This is a genomic window from Candidatus Phytoplasma sp. AldY-WA1, assembly GCF_020312115.2.
Lineage (GTDB): Bacteria > Bacillota_I > Bacilli_A > Acholeplasmatales > Acholeplasmataceae > Phytoplasma > Phytoplasma vitis.
This window is the reverse complement of record NZ_JAHRHX020000014.1, coordinates 1-21,914: the sequence shown is the minus strand read 5'-3', so window position 1 is coordinate 21,914 and position 21,914 is coordinate 1. Positions and strand designations below refer to the sequence as shown.

General features: G+C 24.7%; 13 protein-coding genes, 3 tRNA genes and 2 rRNA genes. 11 read left to right on the top strand and 7 right to left on the bottom strand.

What is annotated here, in order from left to right; all coding sequences use genetic code 11:
• Positions 1-272 (bottom strand): hypothetical protein (locus KTO59_RS02050; RefSeq protein ID WP_284928383.1); only part of this gene is annotated, 272 nt, incomplete at its 3' end.
• A gap of 770 nt (positions 273-1,042) precedes the next feature.
• Here KTO59_RS02050 and uvrC point away from each other — a divergent pair.
• The 11 genes from uvrC (at position 1,043) to KTO59_RS01995 (ending at position 15,378) form a co-directional block, all read left to right on the top strand.
• Entirely contained in the window at positions 1,043-2,650 is a 1,608-nt protein-coding gene (uvrC, locus tag KTO59_RS02045; protein ID WP_284928382.1) for an excinuclease ABC subunit UvrC, read from the top strand.
• Positions 2,651-2,792: 142 nt separating this feature from the next.
• Positions 2,793-5,594, top strand: coding sequence for an excinuclease ABC subunit UvrA (uvrA, locus tag KTO59_RS02040; RefSeq protein WP_284928381.1), 2,802 nt, complete (start codon positions 2,793-2,795; stop codon positions 5,592-5,594).
• Positions 5,595-5,613: 19 nt separating this feature from the next.
• The gene (gene uvrB / locus KTO59_RS02035; RefSeq protein WP_225696052.1) at positions 5,614-7,587 is read left to right on the top strand and encodes an excinuclease ABC subunit UvrB; all 1,974 of its coding nucleotides are present in this window, start codon (positions 5,614-5,616) and stop codon (positions 7,585-7,587) included.
• Between the two features lie 197 nt (positions 7,588-7,784).
• Positions 7,785-8,666: a DegV family protein gene (locus tag KTO59_RS02030; RefSeq protein ID WP_284928380.1), complete on the top strand. Its 882-nt coding sequence runs from the start codon at positions 7,785-7,787 to the stop codon at positions 8,664-8,666.
• A 27-nt stretch (positions 8,667-8,693) separates the two neighbouring features.
• Positions 8,694-9,572, top strand: coding sequence for a CCA tRNA nucleotidyltransferase (locus KTO59_RS02025; RefSeq protein WP_284928379.1), 879 nt, complete (start codon positions 8,694-8,696; stop codon positions 9,570-9,572).
• A gap of 31 nt (positions 9,573-9,603) precedes the next feature.
• Positions 9,604-10,539, top strand: coding sequence for an HD domain-containing protein (locus tag KTO59_RS02020; protein WP_225696049.1), 936 nt, complete (start codon positions 9,604-9,606; stop codon positions 10,537-10,539).
• A gap of 94 nt (positions 10,540-10,633) precedes the next feature.
• Positions 10,634-10,942: a thioredoxin family protein gene (locus KTO59_RS02015; protein WP_225696048.1), complete on the top strand. Its 309-nt coding sequence runs from the start codon at positions 10,634-10,636 to the stop codon at positions 10,940-10,942.
• A 49-nt stretch (positions 10,943-10,991) separates the two neighbouring features.
• Positions 10,992-11,843: a tRNA pseudouridine(55) synthase TruB gene (truB, locus tag KTO59_RS02010; RefSeq protein WP_284928378.1), complete on the top strand. Its 852-nt coding sequence runs from the start codon at positions 10,992-10,994 to the stop codon at positions 11,841-11,843.
• 951 nt (positions 11,844-12,794) lie between these two features.
• The gene (locus KTO59_RS02005; RefSeq protein WP_284928377.1) at positions 12,795-13,508 is read left to right on the top strand and encodes a hypothetical protein; all 714 of its coding nucleotides are present in this window, start codon (positions 12,795-12,797) and stop codon (positions 13,506-13,508) included.
• Positions 13,509-13,578: 70 nt separating this feature from the next.
• On the top strand, positions 13,579-14,673 hold the full coding sequence (locus KTO59_RS02000) for a hypothetical protein (protein ID WP_284928376.1): 1,095 nt from the start codon (positions 13,579-13,581) through the stop codon (positions 14,671-14,673).
• A gap of 522 nt (positions 14,674-15,195) precedes the next feature.
• The gene (locus KTO59_RS01995; RefSeq protein WP_284928375.1) at positions 15,196-15,378 is read left to right on the top strand and encodes a hypothetical protein; all 183 of its coding nucleotides are present in this window, start codon (positions 15,196-15,198) and stop codon (positions 15,376-15,378) included.
• A 917-nt stretch (positions 15,379-16,295) separates the two neighbouring features.
• Here the strand turns inward: KTO59_RS01995 and KTO59_RS01990 are convergent.
• The 6 genes from KTO59_RS01990 to KTO59_RS01965 all read right to left on the bottom strand — a co-directional run bounded on the left by KTO59_RS01990 (position 16,296) and on the right by KTO59_RS01965 (position 21,880).
• Positions 16,296-18,437 (bottom strand): polyribonucleotide nucleotidyltransferase, encoded by a 2,142-nt coding sequence (locus KTO59_RS01990; protein ID WP_284928373.1) that lies wholly within the window; start codon positions 18,435-18,437, stop codon positions 16,296-16,298.
• Between the two features lie 92 nt (positions 18,438-18,529).
• Positions 18,530-18,605 (bottom strand) — tRNA-Asn (locus KTO59_RS01985).
• A gap of 15 nt (positions 18,606-18,620) precedes the next feature.
• Positions 18,621-18,696 (bottom strand) — tRNA-Val (locus KTO59_RS01980).
• Between the two features lie 8 nt (positions 18,697-18,704).
• Positions 18,705-18,819 (bottom strand): 5S ribosomal RNA (rrf, locus tag KTO59_RS01975).
• Positions 18,820-18,862: 43 nt separating this feature from the next.
• Positions 18,863-21,724 (bottom strand): 23S ribosomal RNA (locus tag KTO59_RS01970).
• A gap of 79 nt (positions 21,725-21,803) precedes the next feature.
• Positions 21,804-21,880: transfer RNA gene (locus KTO59_RS01965), tRNA-Ile, on the bottom strand.
• Positions 21,881-21,914: the final 34 nt, after the last annotated feature.

Below are 21,914 nucleotides of genomic sequence, written 5' to 3'. Positions count from 1 at the left end.
TCCCCTAAGTTGAGGTAATATATAACAAAATCATAAATTAAAACTATGCAAATCAAAGAAGAATGAATACTGTTTAAAAAATGAATAAAACATTTTCTCTCTTTATGGTTAATATTAGCTGATATATTTTTATCTTTTAATTTACATATTTTATAGTTACAACGTAATATATAAAACAATGGTATTAAACAATTAATTAAACAATTAAGAAAATTAAATACAAATAATATAAATTTAATAATATTAATAATATCAAAAACAGATAAATTCATTTAAATGTAACCTCCTTTACCACTCATATAATAATTATTATATATACTTTATATTTTAAATGTGTAATAAAATGTAATAAAAAAATTTTTATTTATTTACCATGATGATTTCATGGTCTTATTTGACGGGTTTTCCGACTCATTGTTGTGAGATATTAATTTTGAACTCAATTTAAAATAAACACAAAAAATTATTACTAAATAAAAATAGACTATCATATATTTATAAACAATATAAAAAAAATAAAAATTTTTATCATTCTTTTATAATTGACAAAAAGCGAAAAAGAAAATAATAAAATTATGTATAAAAAAAATACTTTAATGATTTAATTAAATTACTAATAAAATTTTTTGATTTTTAAAATATTTATTTTTTATTAATAAAAACATTTAATTTTAATATTAAATTAGTTTAATATTCTAATTAAATAACAAAAATATAAATTTTTTTATCAAAAAAAATTTATTTTTCTTAAAAATTTAAATTAAAAATATTGCTTTTAATAATCGGAATTTTAATTATTTTAATATTAATTATTTTTTTCTTTTTAATAAATTATAATTGAAAATAAAACTTTTAAGACCTTATTTTAATTAAATTTTTGTTAATAAAAATAAAAAATACTTAAAATAATTATTCAAAAATTTTTACAATCTTTATTTTTTTATTTAAATTAATTAAAGTATAATATTAATATATTATGATTATTTTAGTAATTGCAATTGAATAAAAAAATAATATTTTATCATATGAAGGTATAAAAAATGTGTTATCAGAAAAACTAAAAATATTACCGTCAGAACCAGGATGTTATCTATTCCGAGATCAAAATAAAAATATAATTTATGTAGGAAAAGCGAAAAATTTAAAAAATAGAATTAAAAGTTATTTTACATGTTCTCACAATAAAAAAACTAATCTTTTAGTATCTGAAACTGAAGATATAGATTATATTTTGACAAATAACGAATTAGAAGCACTCATTTTAGAATCAAATTTAATTAAAAAACACACTCCTAAATATAATTTCAAATTAACAAATGATACTAGTTATCCTTATATCGAAATAACAAATGAAAAACATCCTAGAATAATCTTATCTAGATATAAAATAGTTCCTAAAAATAAAAAAATATTTGGTCCTTATCCTAGCAACGAAACTGTTAAAGAAACAATAAGCATATTATATCAAATATATCCCTTAAGAAAATGTCATCCTATAAATAAAAAAGCTTGTATTTATTATCATATGAAACAATGCATCGGTCCTTGTAACAACTTGAATGTTAATTATCAAGAAAATATTGAAGCTATAACTAAATTTCTAAAAGGCGATAATAAAGAAATTATCAAAAAAATAAAAAATTACATGAAAGAAACTAGTGAAAAATTAGAATTTGAACAAGCATTAAAATATAAAAAAATTTTATTTCATTTAAAAAAAATAATAGAAAAACAATTTGTGAATAATATAACCAAAAGTAAAAGTTCCGATATTATCGCTAATTATTATGACCAAAATGAAATTTCTATATATATACTAAGATTAAATCAAGGCAATATTTTCGATCATCATCAAATAGTTTTTTCTTATGTAGGAATTGTTGAAAGTAATATTATTACTTATTTAAATTTATATTACCAAGAACAAATGATTCCCGAAGAAATTATTTTAGGAGAAGAATTAAAAAAAGAGAGAAAAAATATTGAAAAATTACTAAAAACAAAAGTTTCTATACCTTTAAAAAAAACAAAATTTCATTTATATCAATTATCTTTAAAAAATGCTAAAGAAAATCTTATTAAATATAATTTAATCCATAAATCAAAATTTCAACAAATGCAAGAATATATCGAACTTTTATCCAAATTTTTCCAAAAAAAAATTAATCATATTGAAGTTTTTGATAATTCACATTTATTTCAAAAATCTTTTGTATCGGCTATGATTGTTTTTAAAAATTTTAAATTTGATAAAAAATGTTATCGTAAATTTAATATAGACAAAGAATTTCAAGATGAATATCGTTCTTTTGAATATGTTTTGCAAAAACGTTATAAAAAACTTGTAGAAATGAAAGCCCCTTTACCTGATTTGATTTTAATCGATGGTGGCAAAGGACAATTTAATATTTGTTACAAAACTTTAAAAAAAATGAATTTAGACATTACATTAGGAGCGTTGAAAAAAAATAATAAACATCAATTAGAAGCTTTAATTACAAAAAAAGGAATTTTTTATTTCGAAAATAAAGATAAATTATTTCGTTTTTTATTACAATTAAGTACCGAAGTTCATCGTTTTACCTTATTATTTCATCAAAAAAAACAACAAAAAGAAATAAAAAAAATTTTATCTTATATCCCTAATTAGATTTAATAAAAATATTAAAAACTATTTAACATTTGAAAATAAAAAATTTAGAAAATTAAATATAATTTATAATATTTTTGTTAAATTATTCATTAAACTAATAAAAAATAAAAATTAAAATATAAGAAAGTACTATAATCAAATGAATAATAATCAAATAATAAAAATTAGAGGTGCTAAAGTTAATAACTTAAAAAATATTAATTTAGATATCCCTAAATTTAAATTTATTGTAGTGACTGGTATTTCAGGTTCTGGAAAATCTTCTTTAGTTTTTGGTACTCTATACCAAGAAGGTAAAAGAAAATATATAGAATCTCTTAATTTTTATTCTAGAAAATTTTTAGGAAATTTTGAAAAACCAGATGTCGATCAAATTGAAGGTTTATGTCCTGCAATTAACATTAAAAAAGGAATAATATCTTATAATCCACGTTCTACTGTCGGAACTATGACTGAAATTTATGATTACTTAAGTTTGCTTTATGCTAATATTTCTATTCCTCAAGATCCCGAAACTAAACAATCAATTAAAAATCAAAATTTAGAAGAAATTATGGAACAAATTTTAAAATTTGAACTAAATTCTAAAATTTTTATTTTAGCTCCGATTGTAGAAAAAGAGAAAGGAACACATCAAAAAATTTTAAAAAAATTTTTTAAAAAAGGTTTCGATTGTTTTATTATTGATCAAAAAAAAATATCATTAGAAAACGATTTCCCTTCACTAGAAAAAGATCAATATCATGATATTTATATCGTCATAGATCGTATTGAAATAAATAACAATAAAGAAAGATTATGTGATTCTTTAAATTTGGCTTTTTCTTTAGTTCCTGATAAGGTTTTTATTTCACAAGAGGAAAAAATTCACAAATTTTACCGTAATTATTATTCTTCTGAAAAAAATTTTATCATTCCGAAAAGAGAAATACGTTTATTTTCTTTTAATAATACTCATGGAATTTGTCAAAATTGTCAAGGTTTAGGAGTAAAAAATAAATTAGATCCGAATTTAATTATTTGTTTATATAAATCTATTAATGAAGGTGGTATCATTCCTTATTTTTACTATCAAAATGTATATTCTCAAATTCATGATTTAAAAACTTTTTGTCAACATAATAATATTGATATGGACACACCTTTAAAAAAATTAAATCCTAAATTATTAAACATTCTTCTTTATGGAAAAAAAGAAAACCTTAAAAATAATAACTTTGATCCTCTTAATTCAGGAGTTATCAATATTTTAGAACATTTTTATCATCAAAAAAATGATCCTAATAATATCAATTGGTTTATTAATTTTTTTGTTTCAGAACAAAAATGCGATTCATGTTCAGGAGCTCGTTTAAATGAAAAAGCTTTACTTTTTAAAATTCAAAATCATAATATTTATGAATTAAGCAAATTATCTATAAAAGAATTATTAGATTTTTTTCTTAATTTAAAATTGACAGATGAAGAAAAAAAAATTTCTGATTTAATTTTACAAGGAATAATAGATAGACTTCATTTTTTAAAAGATATTGGTTTAGATTATTTAACTTTAGAACGTTGTATTAAAACTTTATCTGACGGAGAAATACAAAGAATTAGATTAGCTAATCAAATCGGAGCTAAATTATCAGGTATTTTATATACATTAGATGAACCTTCTATCGGATTACATCCTAAAGATAATGAAAAACTAATTAAAGCTTTAAAAACAATTAGAAATTTAGGAAATACTTTATTAGTGATAGAACATGATCCGCAAACAATGTTATCCGCTGATTATTTAATAGAAATCGGGCCTCAAGCAGGAGAACAAGGAGGACAAATAATAGCCTATGGTACTCCTGAAGAAATTATTAAAAATAAAAAAAGTTTAACGGGACAATATTTATCTGGTGAAAAAATAATTAATGTGCCTAAAAAAAGAAATCCTATAAATCCTCAAAAAATAATCCAAATCAGAAATGTTTCCGAAAATAATCTTAAAAATATAAACGTTGATTTTCCTTTAGAAATTTTAACAGTCATCACAGGAGTTTCAGGTTCTGGAAAATCGACTTTATTAAATCAAATTTTAAAATCAAATATTCCAAAAAACAATTCTTACCATAAAAATGAAAATATTTCTAATACATTTTTGAATAAATATAATAGTATTAAAAAAATTATCAAAATTATTTCTTCTCCTATCGGAACAAAAACTAAAAGCAATCTAATTACTTATACAAAAATTTTTGATTATATTAGAAATTTATTCGCTTCAACTACAGAAGCTAAATTAAAAGGTTATACAAAAAGTCATTTTTCTTTTAATAATAAAAAAGGATATTGTGAACATTGTTCTGGATTAGGAATTAAAAAATTTAATATGAATTTTCTTCCTGATGTCTCTCTTAAATGCGCAAAATGTAAAGGCCAAAAATTCAATAAAGAAATATTAAAAATTAAATATAAAAATAAAAATATAGCCGAAATTTTAGATATGACAGTAAACGAAGCTTTAATCTTTTTTAATAATTTTACTTTTATCAAAAATCATTTTCAAATTTTAAAAGAAATAGGTTTAGATTATATACGTTTAGGACAAAATTTTAAAACTCTTTCGGATGGAGAATTACAAAAAATAAAATTAGCTAATGAATTTGCTAAAACAAATGTTAAAAATACCCTTTATATATTAGATGAACCTACTATAGGATTGCATAGCGAAGATGTTAAAAAATTAATCAAAATAATTCATCATATAATTAAACAAAAAGCGACCGTAATTATGATCGAACATAACTTAGATATAATTAAAAATGCTGATTATATTATCGATTTAGGGCCAGAAGGCGGAAATAACGGTGGATATATTATCGCTAAAGGAACTCCTGAAGAAATTATGCAAAAACCTCAAAGTTTCACAGGACAATATTTAAAAAAAAATTTAAATATAAAATAAATAATAAGGTTGAAATTATATGACATTCAAAATTAAAACTTTATATAAACCGAGCGGCGATCAACCTAAAGCTATCGAACAAATATTAACTAATTTTAAAAAAAATATTAAAGAACAAATTATTTTAGGCGCTACAGGAACAGGAAAAACCTTTGCCATAGCTAATGTAATTCAAAAATTAAATCAAAACACTTTGATTATTGCTCATAACAAAACCTTAGCAGGGCAATTATATAATGAACTAAAAGAAATGTTTCCTGATAATAAAATAGAATATTTTATTTCTTATTATGATTATTATCGACCAGAAGCTTATGTCGTTTCTAATGATACTTATATCGAAAAAACTTCTAAAATTAACGCTGAAATAGATCAATTACGCCATAGAACAATTAATTCTTTAATTTACGGAAAAAATATCATCGTTGTTTCTTCTGTTTCTTGTATTTACGGTATCGGAGATATTAACGATTATAAACTTTCTGTTCTTTATTTAGAAAAAAACAAAATATATTCTTTTAAACAAATTTTAAAACAATTAGTTGAAATGCAATATAAAAGAAATGATATAACATTTGATAGAGGTACTTTTAGAATTAGAGGCGGAACTTTAGACATTATTTTATCTGCTGAAACTCAACAAGGAATTAGAATTGTATTCGATAATGAAGAAATTGAAAAAATACAAATTTTTGATGTTCTTAAAGGAAATATTATTGAAAATTTAAAAAATGTAAGTATCTTTCCTGCTTCTCTTTATGTTACTAATAAAAAAAAATTAAAAGAAACTATTAAAAGAATTGAAGAAGAATTAGAAGAACGTATTGAATATTTTCAAAAAAAAAATCAATTAATTGAAGCGCAAAATATCGTAAAAAGAGTAACAAACGATATCGAGATGTTAAAACAAATAGGTTATTGTAATGGTATCGAAAATTATTCACGCCATTTATCTCTTAAAAAAGAAGGAGAACCACCTACAACTTTAATTGATTATTTTGGAAAAAATTTTTTGACTATCATTGATGAATCTCACGTTACTATTCCTCAAATAAAAGGAATGCATGCTGGTAATTATTCAAGAAAAAAAAATTTAATAGAACATGGATTTCGTTTGCCTAGTACTTTAGATAATAGACCTCTTACTTTTTCTGAATTTGAAAAAAAAATGGATAAAGTTATTTATTTATCAGCTACTCCAGGAAATTATGAAATAGATAAAAAAATTCCTATAATAGAACAAATTATTAGACCTACTTTCATTTTAGATCCGATAATAGAATTAAGACCTACTCAAAATCAAATTGAAGATTTATATTTGGAAATAAAAAGCAGAGCAGAAAAAAATGAAAGAACTTTAGTTACAACAATAACTATAAATATGAGCGAAGAATTAACTAATTATCTTAAAAAAATAGGAATTAAAGTAGCTTATCTTCATAGTGAAATTAAATCTTTAGAAAGAATGATTATTTTAAAAAAACTTAGAACTGGTGTTTATGATTGTTTAGTTGGAGTAAATTTATTAAGAGAAGGTCTAGATTTGCCTGAAGTATCTTTAGTAGCTATTTTAGACGCTGATAAACCTGGTTTTTTAAGAAGTGAAAAAAGTTTAATCCAAACTATCGGAAGAGCTGCAAGAAATATCCGCGGAAAAGTAATTATGTACGGCGATGAAATAACAAATGCAATGGAAACAGCTATTCAAGAAACTTTACGTCGTCGTCAAATCCAAGAAAATTATAATTTAAAACATAATTTGCAACCAACTATTATTCATAAAAATATAAAACAAACAACAGATATTAATAAAGATAAAAATGAAAATATTGAATCATTTTTATTTTCTGAAAAGCAATCTCCAAAAAATTATAGTTTAAAAAAACTCCAATCTTTAATGAAAAAAGCTTCTAAAAAATTAGATTTCGAAAAAGCGATGTTTTATAGAAATTTAATTCTTAAATTAGAAAAAGAAAAAAAACAAAAAGAATAGAATTTTTCAAAAATTATATTAAAAAATAAAATCATTTATGCCTTTTTATACATTATCATTATTATTTGATTATATTAAAAATATTAATAAATTTTTTTGTTATAATAACTTGGTATAGTAATCATAAAAATGAATATTAAAAAATTTTTATATAAGATTTTAAAATTCAAAGATTTAAAGATTTAAAGGTTTCATAAATGAATAAAATAAATAAAAATAATCAAAATATCAAAATAGCTTCGACATCAACTAGTTGTTTAGATTATTCTCCATATAAAAATCATAATATTGATTTAATTAGAATTAAAATTTTTGTCAATAATAAAGAATATATCGATGGCGAAAATATAACAGCTAAAGAATTTTATGATATATTAAATGAAAACAGTAATGTAGATGTAAAAACTTCTCAACCTTCTATCGGGGAATTAATATGTTATTTTAGAAATTTAGTTAAACAAGGTTATAAAAAAGCTTTTGTTTTAACTATTTCTCAAAAATTAAGTGGGAGTTATAATGTTGTTTGTCAAGCCCAAAAACAATTAAAAGACGAAATCGAAATTATCCCTTATAATACTAATACTGTTTGTTTTTCGGAAGGATATTTTGCTTTAGAAGCGGAACGTCTTTTTTCAGAAGGCGCCTCTGTTGAAAAAGTTATCAAACATTTAGATTTTTTAAAAGAAAACAATACTATCTTTTTTATCGTTAATTCTTTAACACAATTAATTAAAAATGGACGTTTAAACAAAACAAAAGGTTTTTTAGGTAGATTTTTCAGAATTAAACCTATTTTACAAGTTAACAAAAATGGAGAAATTATTTTAATTGAAAAAAAAATTTCTATGAAAAAAGCTTTTTTTTCTATTAGCGATAAAATCAAAAAATACACAAAAAATAAAAAATTTTTAATACATATTTTAAGTACTGGAAATAATCATATTAAAGATGAATTTAAACTTTTTTTGGAAAAAGAATTTCAATTAGAACAAATTATAGAAGTTCCTTCTACACCAGCTGTAGGTGCTCATGTAGGTAATAATGTTTTTGGAGTAGGTATCATAATTTTAAATTCTTGATAAAAAATATTAAGAAAAGGTTTTTTAATGAAAATTTACAACCAAAAAATTGAAAAAGCGCAAAAAATATTAAAAGAAATTAAAAAAAAAGGCTTCGAAGCTTTTATTGTTGGTGGAACTGTAAGAGATATAATTTTAAATATACCCGTAAATGATGTTGATATAACTACTAATGGTCGTTACGAAGAAATTTCTAAATTCTTAATTTGTCATAAAAAAAATATTAAATACGGTTCTTTTCAAATTATCTTTGAAAAAGAAAAATTCGAAACCACCACTTATAGAAAAGAAGGACCTTATTTAGACCATAGAAATCCTTCTTTTGTTGAATTCATTTCGGATATTAAAGAAGATTTAAAAAGACGTGATTTCACTATTAATGGTTTTTTAATGAATGAAAACGGAGAAATCATTGATTATATGAATGGTTTTAATGATTTAAACAAAAAACAAATAAAAACTATTGGCGAACCGTATCAAAAATTAACAGAAGACGCTTTAAGAATGATGCGTATTTTCACTCTTCAAGCGAAATCTAATTTCGAAATTGAAATCGAAACTAAAAAAATTTTAAAAAAAAATATTTTTTTATTAAATAAAATACCGCTTCAAGAAATAATTAAAGAATTAAAAAAAATAACAAAACAAAAATTCTTTCAAAAAGCTCTTATATCTTTAAAAGAAACTAATGCTATTTCTTTTTTGAAAGAATTTAAAGAAAGTATTCTTTATATAATTAAAGAAAATTTAACAAAAATGAATCCAGAATTATTTTTAGATTTATCTTTTATTTTAAATCATAATATAATAAATTCTTTTCCATTCAGTAAAAAAGAAAAAAAAAGATTTAAAAAATTAATTTCATTATATAAATTACCAACCGAATATCCACTTTTAACAAATTAAAAATTTTATATTATTAAAAAAGGTACCAAATATGAATCAAAACTTATTTTTAAAAAATAAAAAAATAGGTGATACAATTGAATTTATCGGAAAAATAACTAGTATTAATAAAGGGGAACATTTTTTTAATATTGATCTTTTATTAATAGAAGATTTTGTTATTAATATAAAAATAAAACCATCATTTCCGACACCCGAAAAAGAAAAAATTTATTTTTTTAAAACAAAATACAAAGAAAAAAATGAAAAAAATATTTTATTATGTGAAGAATATGATATCATTGAAAATGTTTTAAATTTAGAACAAGTCTTTGATTATTATAAACACTTTTTTAAATGTTCTCCACTTTCTTTCCATACAATCGATAAAAAAATAAATAATTTTTTATCTAAGATTCAAAATCCTATTTTAAAAAAAATAACTCATAATTTATATTCTAAAAATAAGATAAAATTTTTAATTTCTCCAGCGGCTTGTAAAATGCATCATGATTATTACGGAGGTCTAAGTTATCATACTCTTAATATGTTGAATATATCTCATCATTATGTCGCGATATACCCTTTTTTAAATCAAGATTTATTAAATTGTGGAATTATTCTTCATGATATGGCGAAAATAATAGAATTTGATTTTTTATCCAAAACTTATACAAAAAAAGGAAAATTATTAGGACATTTAATCTTAGGAGTTAATTATGTTCATGAAGAAGCTCTTTTGCTAGGATTTCAAGATAAAGAAGAAATTTTGCTTTTAAAACATTTATTAATTTCTCATCATGGTTTATTACAATATGGCGCCGCTAAAGAACCACAAATCGGAGAAGCTCTTTTATTATGGTATTTAGACGATATAGATGCTAAATTAAATACTTTAAATGAAAACATAAAAGAAACTGAAAAAGGAGAATTTACTGAAAATTTATCTGTTATAAAAGGAAGATCATTTTATAAACCTAATTTATAATATAATTGTATATATTTTTTATTAAAAAATATTTTTATTTTATATATTTTAAAAATTTTATAAAAATAAAAAAAGAAAGGTTACATAAATTAAAATGTCTCAAAACCAACCAAATATAGATTTAAATTCTGTGATCAATCAAAATAAAATAGTTCTTGTCGATTTTTTTGCTCCTTGGTGTGGACCTTGCCAAAGATTAATGCCTGTTTTGAATAATTTTGAAAAACAAAACCCTGATATAGAGGTAATCAAAATTAATGCTGATTTACATAAAAATTTTATTCATGAATATAATGTAAGAAGTTTTCCTACTTTAGTATTATTCAAAAACGGAAAAGAAATCAAAAGACAAACTGGTTATTGCACTCACGAGGATTTAATATCTTTTTGTCAAATAATCTAAATAAAAATAATTTTTTTAACTAAAAAAGAAAGAAAATATAAAAATTATCATGAACGGTTTCTTTTTAATTCACAAAGAAAAAAATATGTCATCTCATGATGTTATTTATTTAATAAAAAAAAAATTAAATCTTAATAAAATAGGACATACAGGAAGTTTAGATCCGATGGCAGAAGGTCTCTTGATTGTTTTGATAAATAAAGCTACTAAGTTAGCTTTTTTATTTGAAAATTTAGATAAAACATATCAAGGGAGTATTCTTTTTAATAAAAATTTTGATACTTTAGACGTAACAGGGAAAATCATTGAAACAAAAAAAAATATTTTGTCAATAGAAGAAGTTGAAAAAAGTTTCCTTTTCTTTATTAAAAAAAAATATTTACAAGTTCCACCTATGTATTCAGCTATAAAAATTAAAGGAAAAAAAATGTATAATTTGGCAAGAAAAAATATACAAATTGACATTCCTGCTAGAAAAGTTCATATTAAAAAATTAAAAATAACATCTTCTTTCGAAAATGATTCAATCGATTTCGAAACTAAAGTATCAAAAGGAACCTATATAAGAAGCTTAGCTAGAGATATTGCAGTTCGAATGAATACCTACGGTGCATTAAAAAAGTTAACAAGAACTAAAATAGGTTCTTATAATTTAAAAAAAGCTCAAAATATTAATTCGGTTGATTTTAAAAATTTAATCGATGTTAAAATATTATTTAAAAAAACACAAAAAATTATTTTAAATGATTATTTAATTAAATTAGTTAAAAATGGTGTTTTATTAGATGAAAGACAAATTTTGACCACAAAATCATTTCTTGTTTTAGATCAAAATCAAAATTGGATTGCTTATTACCAACCAATACAAAAAAATAAATATTATCCAAAATATTTTTTTTGACAAAATATATAAAAAATAAAAAACCAGTTAATAAACAACTGTTTTTTTATAATTTTAATAAAATTTAAATTTTATTAAAAAAGAAACATAAATAAAAAGAAAACTATATTAAGAACTTTCTTTTTGTTCTTTTAATTAAATATAAAGGAATTAATCGCAATATTTATCTAAATTATATTTTAGAAATTTTATATTTAATTATTTTTTCGTTAGTTAAATAATATAATTTTTTTTGTTAAATATTATTTTGTGTTAATTTTAAAATATATACCACTGTTCTAAATTTTTGTAAATGAATTCATTTTTAATACCGAAAAGACTAGTTAAAAAAAACTAGTCTTTTTTTGTTTTTAGTGAAAAGAGATTTTAAAAATATTCAGAGTTTAAAAAAACATTTTACATTTTTTTATAACACTACGCAATTTCAACAAAAAGGAGAATATTATGCAAAACCAAGAAAATCAAGTTAACATTTTCGACGTTACTACGAACTGCCCCCACTATTTCATCAACAACAATTAATTTTAATTATTAACTAAGTTTAACTTAATAAGTTAAACTTTTTTTATTTTATTAAAATTAATTTCAATTTTTTTGTTAATCAACGAAAAAAAGAAATAATAAAATATTAAAAAATATAAATTTAAAAAAACAAAAAACCAACTCAGAAAAAATTTGCAAGCGGTTTTTAAATAACAAACATAAGGTCTTTTTGAAACAACAATTCCATTATTAAACCGAAACAACAAAGAACAAATGTTTCAACAAAAAAAATAAAAAACAATTTCAAATCAAAGGAGTCGAAAAATGAAAAATAAAATTAAAAAAATAGAACAAAAATCAAAAATTTAAAACAACAAAAAAACAAAAATTAAACAAAAAAATCACAATTTTAGAAAAATATTATATAATTAAAATAATTAAAATAATTAAAATAAAGGGGTTGATAATGTGAGTAACGATCAAAACGATCAAATTAATATTTTAGATGTTGGCAATTATATCGTTGAAAAAACTATAGAATATCCTTGTTTTTTAAAAGCAAAAAATAAAAAAGACAGAGAAGATCCTAGACATGGATTGTTTATTTTTGATAATTATATTTTATCAAAAATAATTTATTACATCTACGTTACCTCTTTATTACAAGACAAACCTATTTTTAGCAATGAGCATTTATTTGCTTCTATGTATGGCACAATATTTCCAAAAGTTATTGAAAATTACAGTATGCCAGATGGTTATTATGTTGTGAAAGGTTCGACTAATGGAGACAGCAATAAATTAACCCCAGAAAATAAAAAAATGATTGATAGTATTATAAAATTTATTAGTATTCGAATGAAAAATCAAAAAGAATTTATTGATATTAATCGCCAACAACGCGCATATTTTAAAACTAGATATCCCATTAAAGAAATGAAAGAAAAAACAAAGGATAAATTAGAATTTACTGAAAAAGAATTTGATGATATGAACAACCCAATGAAAAAAATAATAACAGACGAACTTATAAAGGAATGTTTTAAAAAAGAAAAAAATATTTTTTCTATTGACGAAGATTGTCGTTATAAACACATACCTAAATATTTCAATTCTAGAACAGCATATTACTTTCCAAAAGGATTAAAATTAGTAAGTAATTTTAAATTTACCGAAATATAATTAAAAAATATTTTATAAAATTTTCTTTAATTTAAGTATTATTATTAATAATTTTAAGGAAATGATAATTATGAAATTTAATTATGAAAACACAGTTAAAGCTATCGACGAAATTATCCTAGAATGCTCTTTTTATATTAATAAATGGAGTAAAGATTTAAGAAAATTAAAAGAAGATGGTTTTCGTAATATTTTTTCTATTTCTTTAAATATGAGATTAAATCGTAACGGGAAGAAAAACATATATACAATTAGTAACGAAGCTTTGTTTTGGGGTGGAAAAACAGATATTTCTGTTCAAACCGGAGAAGATTTTCAATTTATATATATTATAGAAGTTAAAATTTATACAAGCAAGAAAGATATTGAAAACGCTTTTCATCAAATTTCTGAATATATTGGTAATGGTAGACATGCTTCGATTATTATAATTGACAAAGAGAGAAAAAATGGTGAATTTAATAAAAACTATGAAAAAATTAAAACATATTTTAAAAAAAACAAAAAATTCAAAATTTTAGAAACAAATGAAACAAATGAAACAAATGAAACAAATGAAACAAATGAAACAAATGAAACAAATGAAACAAATGAAACAAATGAAACAAATGAAACAAATGAAACAAATGAAACAACAAAAAAATTGGAATTATATTTTCATTGTGACGAAAATATTAAATATAAAATTTTTTTTTATTACGTTAATTTTTATGGCAAACAAATGAACGAACCGCATAAAACAACAAACGATTATGAAAATACTGAACCAATAAAAGTTACTAGCGAACAAATTAAAGTCATAAAAAACTATATTTTAGGAATACATGATAATAAAATTTCAAAACAAAACATTACTAGAAAAGATAAATATTTGCATAAAATATATAAAAATCAAACAAATTCTTTAGAACATACAAAAAAACATATTTCTAATTTAGAAGATAAGTTAGAAAAAAATGTCGAAAGACAAAAAGAAATACAAACAAAAGACAAAAAAATATTAAAAAAAATTGAAGACGCAAAAGTAAACGATTTTGTCAAAAAACAAAAAGAAATACAAACAGAAGACGAAGAAATATTAAAAAAAATTACAGACGCAATAGAAGAATATGTAGAAATTTTATATTTAGAAGATAAAAAAGAAGATAAAAAAACTAAAAAATAATTAATTCGAACGACAAAATAAATTAAAAAAAATTTTCGGAGTTTTTTATTTTTTTACTAAAAAGAGGTTTTAAAAATATACAGTATTAAAAAAACATTTACATTTTTTTATAAAACTGTGGAAAAATGATGTTTGTTACTTTATTATTATAAATTAATAATATTAAAATAATAAAAATTAACTAAAAAAAACAAGTTAACACTTAGTAAATTAATTTTACTGAAAATTAAAATTGTTTTTTTGTATACACTAAGATTAACAGTATTTTTTTTCAAAATTACTAGGGATTAAAAAATTTAAAAAATATAAGAGGAAGAGTTTTTATACATTAAATAAGTTAATTTTAATAGATTAAAATTAAAGAAATTATTGAAATAAATTTAATCTATGAGAAAAATCGCGTTTAACCCTAAAATATCGACAAAAATTAACTACTTTAATAACACAAATATTTACAGATTAAGTATTAAAATATATGAAAAAAAGAAATATCTTCTGAATACAAAATGAGTTATTAAAACAATGTATAAAATGAATAGTAACAATTTTTATCAAAAACCAAAAAAATCAACAATATATACTACTCAATTTGTTTCAAATTATATTTATGATATTTTACATAAAATAATTCCACAGAGTTATATTTTCGACCTTTGCGTAGGAAAAGGATTCATTGTTTTGAAAAGAATAGGTATAATCGAATAAAGGAAAATAAAAAAACAAATGAAAGATTGACTGAAAAACGCGCCACAAACCATTATGTCAACAACAACAAAAATTAATTTAAATTAGTAACTAAGCTCAACTTAATAAGTTGAGTTTAGTTTTTTTTAAAAAAAACTATTTTAATTTTTTTGTTAATTTAAAAAAACAAAAAATATGGATGCATACAAAATAGTCCAAATTTCACGTAATCAACCACCACAATATTTTACTTTTCATTATTATCTTTATAAGGAAAATGCGAATAGTGCGATATAATGAATCTTTTAATTTTTTCGCAAATAAATCAATAATTCTTTTTTCTGTTTTTAAAATTCCTGTTTTTATAAAATCTTCAAAACAAAATATGTCTCTGATAATAAATCTTGACGTTCAATAAATCTAGGTGCATAAATGATTTTTTTATTGATAATACTTTTAACACCGTTGTTTTTTATTAATAATAAAAATAAATCCATTTTGTTTTTTTGTTAGTATTATTAAAACAATTTTCTAAATTTTTTTGTATTTCTTGTTCTAATTTTTGTTGTTGTTTTTCAAATTCTAAATTATTCATATTTCATTTTCTTTTTTGTTGGTTAACAAAAAAGTCGAAATTGTTTTAATAAAATAAAAAAAGTTTAACTTACTCAGTTAAACTTAGTTAATATTTTAAATTAAATTATTGTTGATGTAAAATGGGGTTTAGTTCGTTAAATTTAACATCTTATTTTGAATAAATTAATCTAAATTAATAGTACTATTTCTTTATTTTAATTAAAAATATTTATAAAAATTAATAATTTTTATTAAAACATTTTTTAAATAAGAGAAAATTATTAATTATTTAAAAAAATATAACCCAGTCAAATAACTGAGTTATATAATTAGTAATTTATTTAAATAAATTTAAATTAAATTTATTTTATAATTTTATTTTTATAATCTTTTAAAGATAATGAAATTTTGCCCCTATTATTAATTTCGATACATTTAACAAATAATTGATCGCCTACATTTAAAACATCTTCTACTTTGGCTGTTTTTTTATTATCTAATTGACTAATATGAATAAATCCTTCGATTCCAGGACAAATTTCAGCTACTGCTCCAAAAGATTGACCTTGTTTATCATTTAAAATCCTTAAAATAGTTACTTTAAAAACTTCGCCTACTTTAATTTCTTTAACTAAATTTAAAATATAATTAGCTGTTTTTCTAACAATATCAATATTATTATGAGTTATAAAAATATTTCCATCTTTTTTAATATCTATTTGAACATTATCATGTTTTTCGATAATTCGAGAAATTATTTTTCCACCTGTTCCTATTATATCCCTTATTTTATCAGTTCTAACACGAATAACTTTAACTTTAGGAGCGAAAGTAGAAACTTCATCATTATGTTTAGGAATAACGGTTCTCATTTGTTTTAAAATTTCTATTCTTCCTAAACGTGCTTTTTCTAAAGCTTCTTTTAAAATATCGAAATTAATACCTTTTTGTTTTATGTCCATTTGCAAAGCAGTAATTCCTTTTTGAGTTCCAGATATTTTAAAATCCATATCCCCTTCTTTATCTTCAAAACCTTGGATATCAGTTAAAATAACGTATTCTTTTTCATCTAAAAACAATCCCATAGCTATTCCTGCGACAGCTTGTTTTAAAGGAACACCTGCATCCATTAAAGCCATTGAAGCTGCACAAATAGTAGCTTGTGAAGAAGAACCGTTAGATTCTAAAATCTCTGAAACTACTCTAATAGAATAAGGAAATTCTTCTTCTGAAGGCAAAAGATAAAATAATGCTTTTTCAGCTAAAATTCCATGACCAATTTCTCTTCTAGAAGGTGCTATATACCTTCCTATCTCGCCAACAGAATAAGAAGGAAAATTATAATGCAAAATAAAACGTTTTTCTTCTTCTTCTGTTAAATCATCAATTGTTTTACTTTCTCTTAAGGACCCTAAAGTAACAACAGCTAAACTTTGTGTTTGCCCTCTTGTGAAAAGAGCTGATCCATGAGTTCTAGGTAACAAACTTATTTGACTTTCGATTTTTCTAATTTCGTCTAATTCTCTACCGTCAATTCTTTTTTTATCTTGAATAGTCATTTTTCTAAATTCTTGACCTAATAAATCATAAAAAATATCTTCTATATGATGAAAATTTTGTCTATCTTCTGATAAAAAATCATTATTATTTTGATATTCTACTAATAATTTTTCTTTTAATTGATCAATAATATTTTTAAATGATTTAGAATCATTTTTATTCTTTGAATTTATATCTAAAATATTTTTTATTTGAATTCGATATTTTTTTTCTATTTGATTGTATAATTCTTCATTACAATAAGATTCTGCTAAAAGCTGTTTTTGAGGATTAATTTTTTCTTTAATTTCATCTTGAAAAAAACAAAGTTTTTTAATAATTTCATGACCATAAATCATAGCTTCTAATAAAACTTCTTCTGTTGTTTCTTTACAAACAGCTTCTATCATATTTAAACTGTTTTTAGTACCTGCCAAAATCAATAAAAAATCTGATTTTTCTCTTTGTTCTGAATTAGGATTAACAATAAATTCATTATTAATTTTTCCTATACATACTCCTGCTACAGAATCTATATAAGGGATATCTGATATTAATAAAGATAAAGAACTTGATAAAATAGCAAATATTTCATTATTGCCATCGTAATCACTACTTAAAATAGTATTCACTATCTGAACTTCTTTTTTAAATTGTTTAGGGAATAAAGGTCTTAAGGTTCTATCTATCAAACGAGAATTTAAAACCTCATGATCAGACGGTTTACCTTCTCTTTTAGCAAAACTACCAGGTATCTTTCCTACGGCATAAAGTTTTTCTTGATAAACAACTGTTAAAGGGAAATAATTTAAAACTGTATCTTTTTTACTAGAAACTACTACAGTTAAAATAACACTATTATTATAACGAAGTAATACCGAACCATTAGCTTGTTTAGCTAATTTATTTATTTCAACAGTTAATAAATTATTTTCAAAAACAGTTTTAAATATTTGTGAATTCACTAAAGATTCCTTTTTTTCTAATAAAAATATAAAACTATTATTTAAAATAAAATAATTTATATAAAAAATACTTTTATATTTTTATTACTGTATGGCGCCTATACTAGGGCTCGAACCTAGGACCCTCTGATTAACAGTCAGATGCTCTACCAACTGAGCTATATAGGCCTTTTATAAATAAAATGGTAGAGGATGAGGGACTTGAACCCCCGACTTTCTGCTTGTAAGGCAGACGCTCTCCCAACTGAGCTAATCCTCTTAAAGTAAACCTTGGCAAATCCTATTTTTGCTTTTGAAATCAAAAACTATCTTCAGGTTAAAAGGACTTAACTGCTGTATTCGGAATGGGAACAGGTGTTTCCCCTTTTATTAATTACCAAGGTTCTTTCAAAACTAGATAAACACAACCTTTTTAATTCTTCTTAAAATCAAAGTCAATGGATCTATTAGTACTAGTCAGCTGAAAAGATCACTCTTCTTACACCTCTAGCCTATCTACCTGATAGTCTTTCAGGGATCTCATAGGGAAATCTCATCTTAAAGGAGGCTTCACACTTAGATGCTTTCAGTGTTTATCCTTTCTATACATAGCTACTCAGCTATGGCTCTGGCGAACCAACTGAAACACCAGCGGTATATCCATCCCGGTCTTCTCATACTAGGGACAGCTCTTTTCAAATTTCCAACGCCCACGACGGATAGAGACCGAACTGTCTCACGACGTTCTGAACCCAGCTCGCGTTCCGCTTTAATGGGCGAACAGCCCAACCCTTGGAACCTTCTCCAGCTCCAGGATGCGATGAGCCGACATCGAGGTGCCAAACCGCTTCGTCGCTGTGAACGCTCGGAAGCGATAAGCCTGTTATCCCCAGGGTAGCTTTTATCCGTTGAGTTACGACCCTTCCATGCGGTATCGTAAGATCACTAAGTCCGACTTTCGTCTCTGCTCGACTTGTAGGTCTCGCAGTCAAGCTCCCTTATGCCTTTACGCTCTCTAAATGATTTCCGACCATTTTGAAGGAACCTTATGAACGCCTCCGTTACTCTTTAGGAGGCGACCGCCCCAGTCAAACTGCCCACCAAACACTGTCCCTCGTAATACACTTACGTAGGTTAGAACATAAAAAATTAAAGGGTGGTATCCCAAAGGTGACTCCCTTTAAACTAGCGTCTAAAGTTCTCCGTCTCCCACCTATTCTGTACATTAATTTCTCAAACTCAATATTAAGCTACAGTAAAGCTCCATGGGGTCTTTTCGTCCTGTCGCGGGTAATCGGCATTTTCACCGATAATTTGATTTCACCGAGACTCTTGTTGAGACAGCGCCCAAATCGTTATGCCTTTCGTGCGGGTCGGAATTTACCCGACAAGGAATTTCGCTACCTTAGGACCGTTATAGTTACGGCCGCCGTTCACTGGGACTTCAATTCAATGCTTCGGTTTAACCCTGACATCTCCTCTTGATCTTCCAGCACCGGGCAGGCATCAGCCCCTATACATCACCTCACGGTTTAGCAGAGACCTATGTTTTTGATAAACAGTCGCTTGGGCTTCTTTTCTGTGACTTTTGCTTTTTACACAAAAGTTCTCCTTATCCCTAAGTTACGGAGCAATTTTGCCGAGTTCCTTAACAAGAGTTTTCTCGCGCGTCTTAGTATACTCTACCTACCCACCTGTGTCGGTTTGCGGTACAGGTAAAAAAACAATTAACCCTAGAAGCTTTTCTTGAAAGTATGACATCGGTCATCTTACCTTCGAATCTCATTTTTTGGAATAAGAAAACGGATTTACCTGTTTTCTCAAACTCGATCCTTCAACCCTAATCCATATAAAGGGCATGCCTAGCCTTCTTTGTCCCTCCATCAGTTGTTTTTTTAGTGCAGGAATATTCGCCTGCTTGCCATCGACTACGTATTTCTACCTCACCTTAGGACCTGACTAACCCAGGGCGGACGAGCCTTCCCCTGGAAACCTTGGGTTTTCGACGGATAGGATTCTCACCTATCTTTTCGTTACTTACACCGGCATTCTCACTTCTGATCTCTCCACCACTGCTTCCGCTATGGCTTCACTGATATCAGAACGCTTCCCCTACCATATTTAACATTCGTTAATATCCGTAGCTTCGGTATAATGTTTGAGCCCCGATAAATTTTCGGTGCGAAGTCATTAGACTAGTGAGCTATTACGCACTCTTTAAAAGATGGCTGCTTCTAAGCCAACTTCCTAGCTGTTTTAACGTCTTCACTTCCTTTTCCACTTAACATTAATTTTGGGACCTTAGCTGACGGTCTGGGCTCTTTCCCTTTTGACTATGGACCTTATCACCCACAGTCTGACTGCTGATTGTTTTTTATGACATTCGGAGTTTAATTAAGATCAGTACTTCGAGGTGAAGCCATCACTTATTTAGTGCTCTACCTTCATAAAAACTATTAATCAACGCTAGCCCTAAAGCTATTTCGGGGAGAACCAGCTATCTCTGAGTTCGATTGGAATTTCACCCCTAGCCACAAGTCATCCAAACACTTTTCAACGTGTCCTGGTTCGGTCCTCCATTTAGGATTAACTAAACTTCAACCTGCTCATGGCTAGCTCACTTCAGTTTCGGGTCTATGACATACAACTAAACGCCCTTTTAAAACTCGCTTTCGCTACGGCTCCGTTCCTTAAAACTTAACCTTGCTCTATATCATAACTCGCCGGTTCATTCTGCAAAAGGCAAGCCATCACTCATTAACGAGCTCTGACTAATTGTAGGCATACAGTTTCAGGATCTATTTCACTCCCCTCTCGGGGTTCTTTTCACCTTTCCCTCACGGTACTAGTTCACTATCGGTCACTAAGAAGTATTTAGCCTTAGGAGATGGTCCTCCTGTCTTCCAACAAGATTTCTCGTGTCTCGCCGTACTTTGTAGGATACTCTAGATAAAAAGTTTTCCCTTACAGGACTGTCACCTTCTTTGGTGTTTCTTTCCAGAAACTTCAAGTTGCTTTTTATTTTGTAACTAGTTAATAGTATCCAAGGCTCTTCCGCGTTCGTTCGTCACTACTAGCGGAATCGTTATTACTTTCTTTTCCTGCAGTTACTTAGATATTTCAGTTCACTGCGTTCCCTTTTTGATTTTACAATCAAAAAACTACAATTTTACTGTAGTAGGTTGCCCCATTCGGAAATCCATGGATCTTCATTTATTTACAACTCCCCATGGTGTATCGCCGTTAATTGCGTCCTTCATCGGCTCTTAGTGCCAAGGCATTCACTGTACGCCCTTACTTTCTTCAAATTTAATTGAATTAAGCAAATCATGTTTATCTACTTTTCAAAGAACTTTCTTCGAAGTAAATATTTTCCTGATATAAAATTGGTGGGCCTAAGTGGACTCGAACCACCGACCTCACGCTTATCAGGCGTGTGCTCTAACCAACTGAGCTATAGGCCCTTTGGTCTTTTATATAAGAGAAACACTTTTTTTT

Excerpts from the sequence above, each read along its gene's own strand:
- uvrA (WP_284928381.1), top strand. The coding sequence starts at position 2,793 with ATGAATAATAATCAAATAATAAAAATTAGAGGTGCTAAAGTTAATAAC.
- uvrB (WP_225696052.1), top strand. The coding sequence starts at position 5,614 with ATGACATTCAAAATTAAAACTTTATATAAACCGAGCGGCGATCAACCT.
- KTO59_RS01995 (WP_284928375.1), top strand. The coding sequence starts at position 15,196 with ATGTATAAAATGAATAGTAACAATTTTTATCAAAAACCAAAAAAATCA.
- KTO59_RS02025 (WP_284928379.1), top strand. The coding sequence starts at position 8,694 with ATGAAAATTTACAACCAAAAAATTGAAAAAGCGCAAAAAATATTAAAA.
- KTO59_RS02020 (WP_225696049.1), top strand. The coding sequence starts at position 9,604 with ATGAATCAAAACTTATTTTTAAAAAATAAAAAAATAGGTGATACAATT.
- truB (WP_284928378.1), top strand. The coding sequence starts at position 10,992 with ATGAACGGTTTCTTTTTAATTCACAAAGAAAAAAATATGTCATCTCAT.
- KTO59_RS02030 (WP_284928380.1), top strand. The coding sequence starts at position 7,785 with ATGAATAAAATAAATAAAAATAATCAAAATATCAAAATAGCTTCGACA.
- KTO59_RS02000 (WP_284928376.1), top strand. The coding sequence starts at position 13,579 with ATGAAATTTAATTATGAAAACACAGTTAAAGCTATCGACGAAATTATC.
- KTO59_RS02015 (WP_225696048.1), top strand. The coding sequence starts at position 10,634 with ATGTCTCAAAACCAACCAAATATAGATTTAAATTCTGTGATCAATCAA.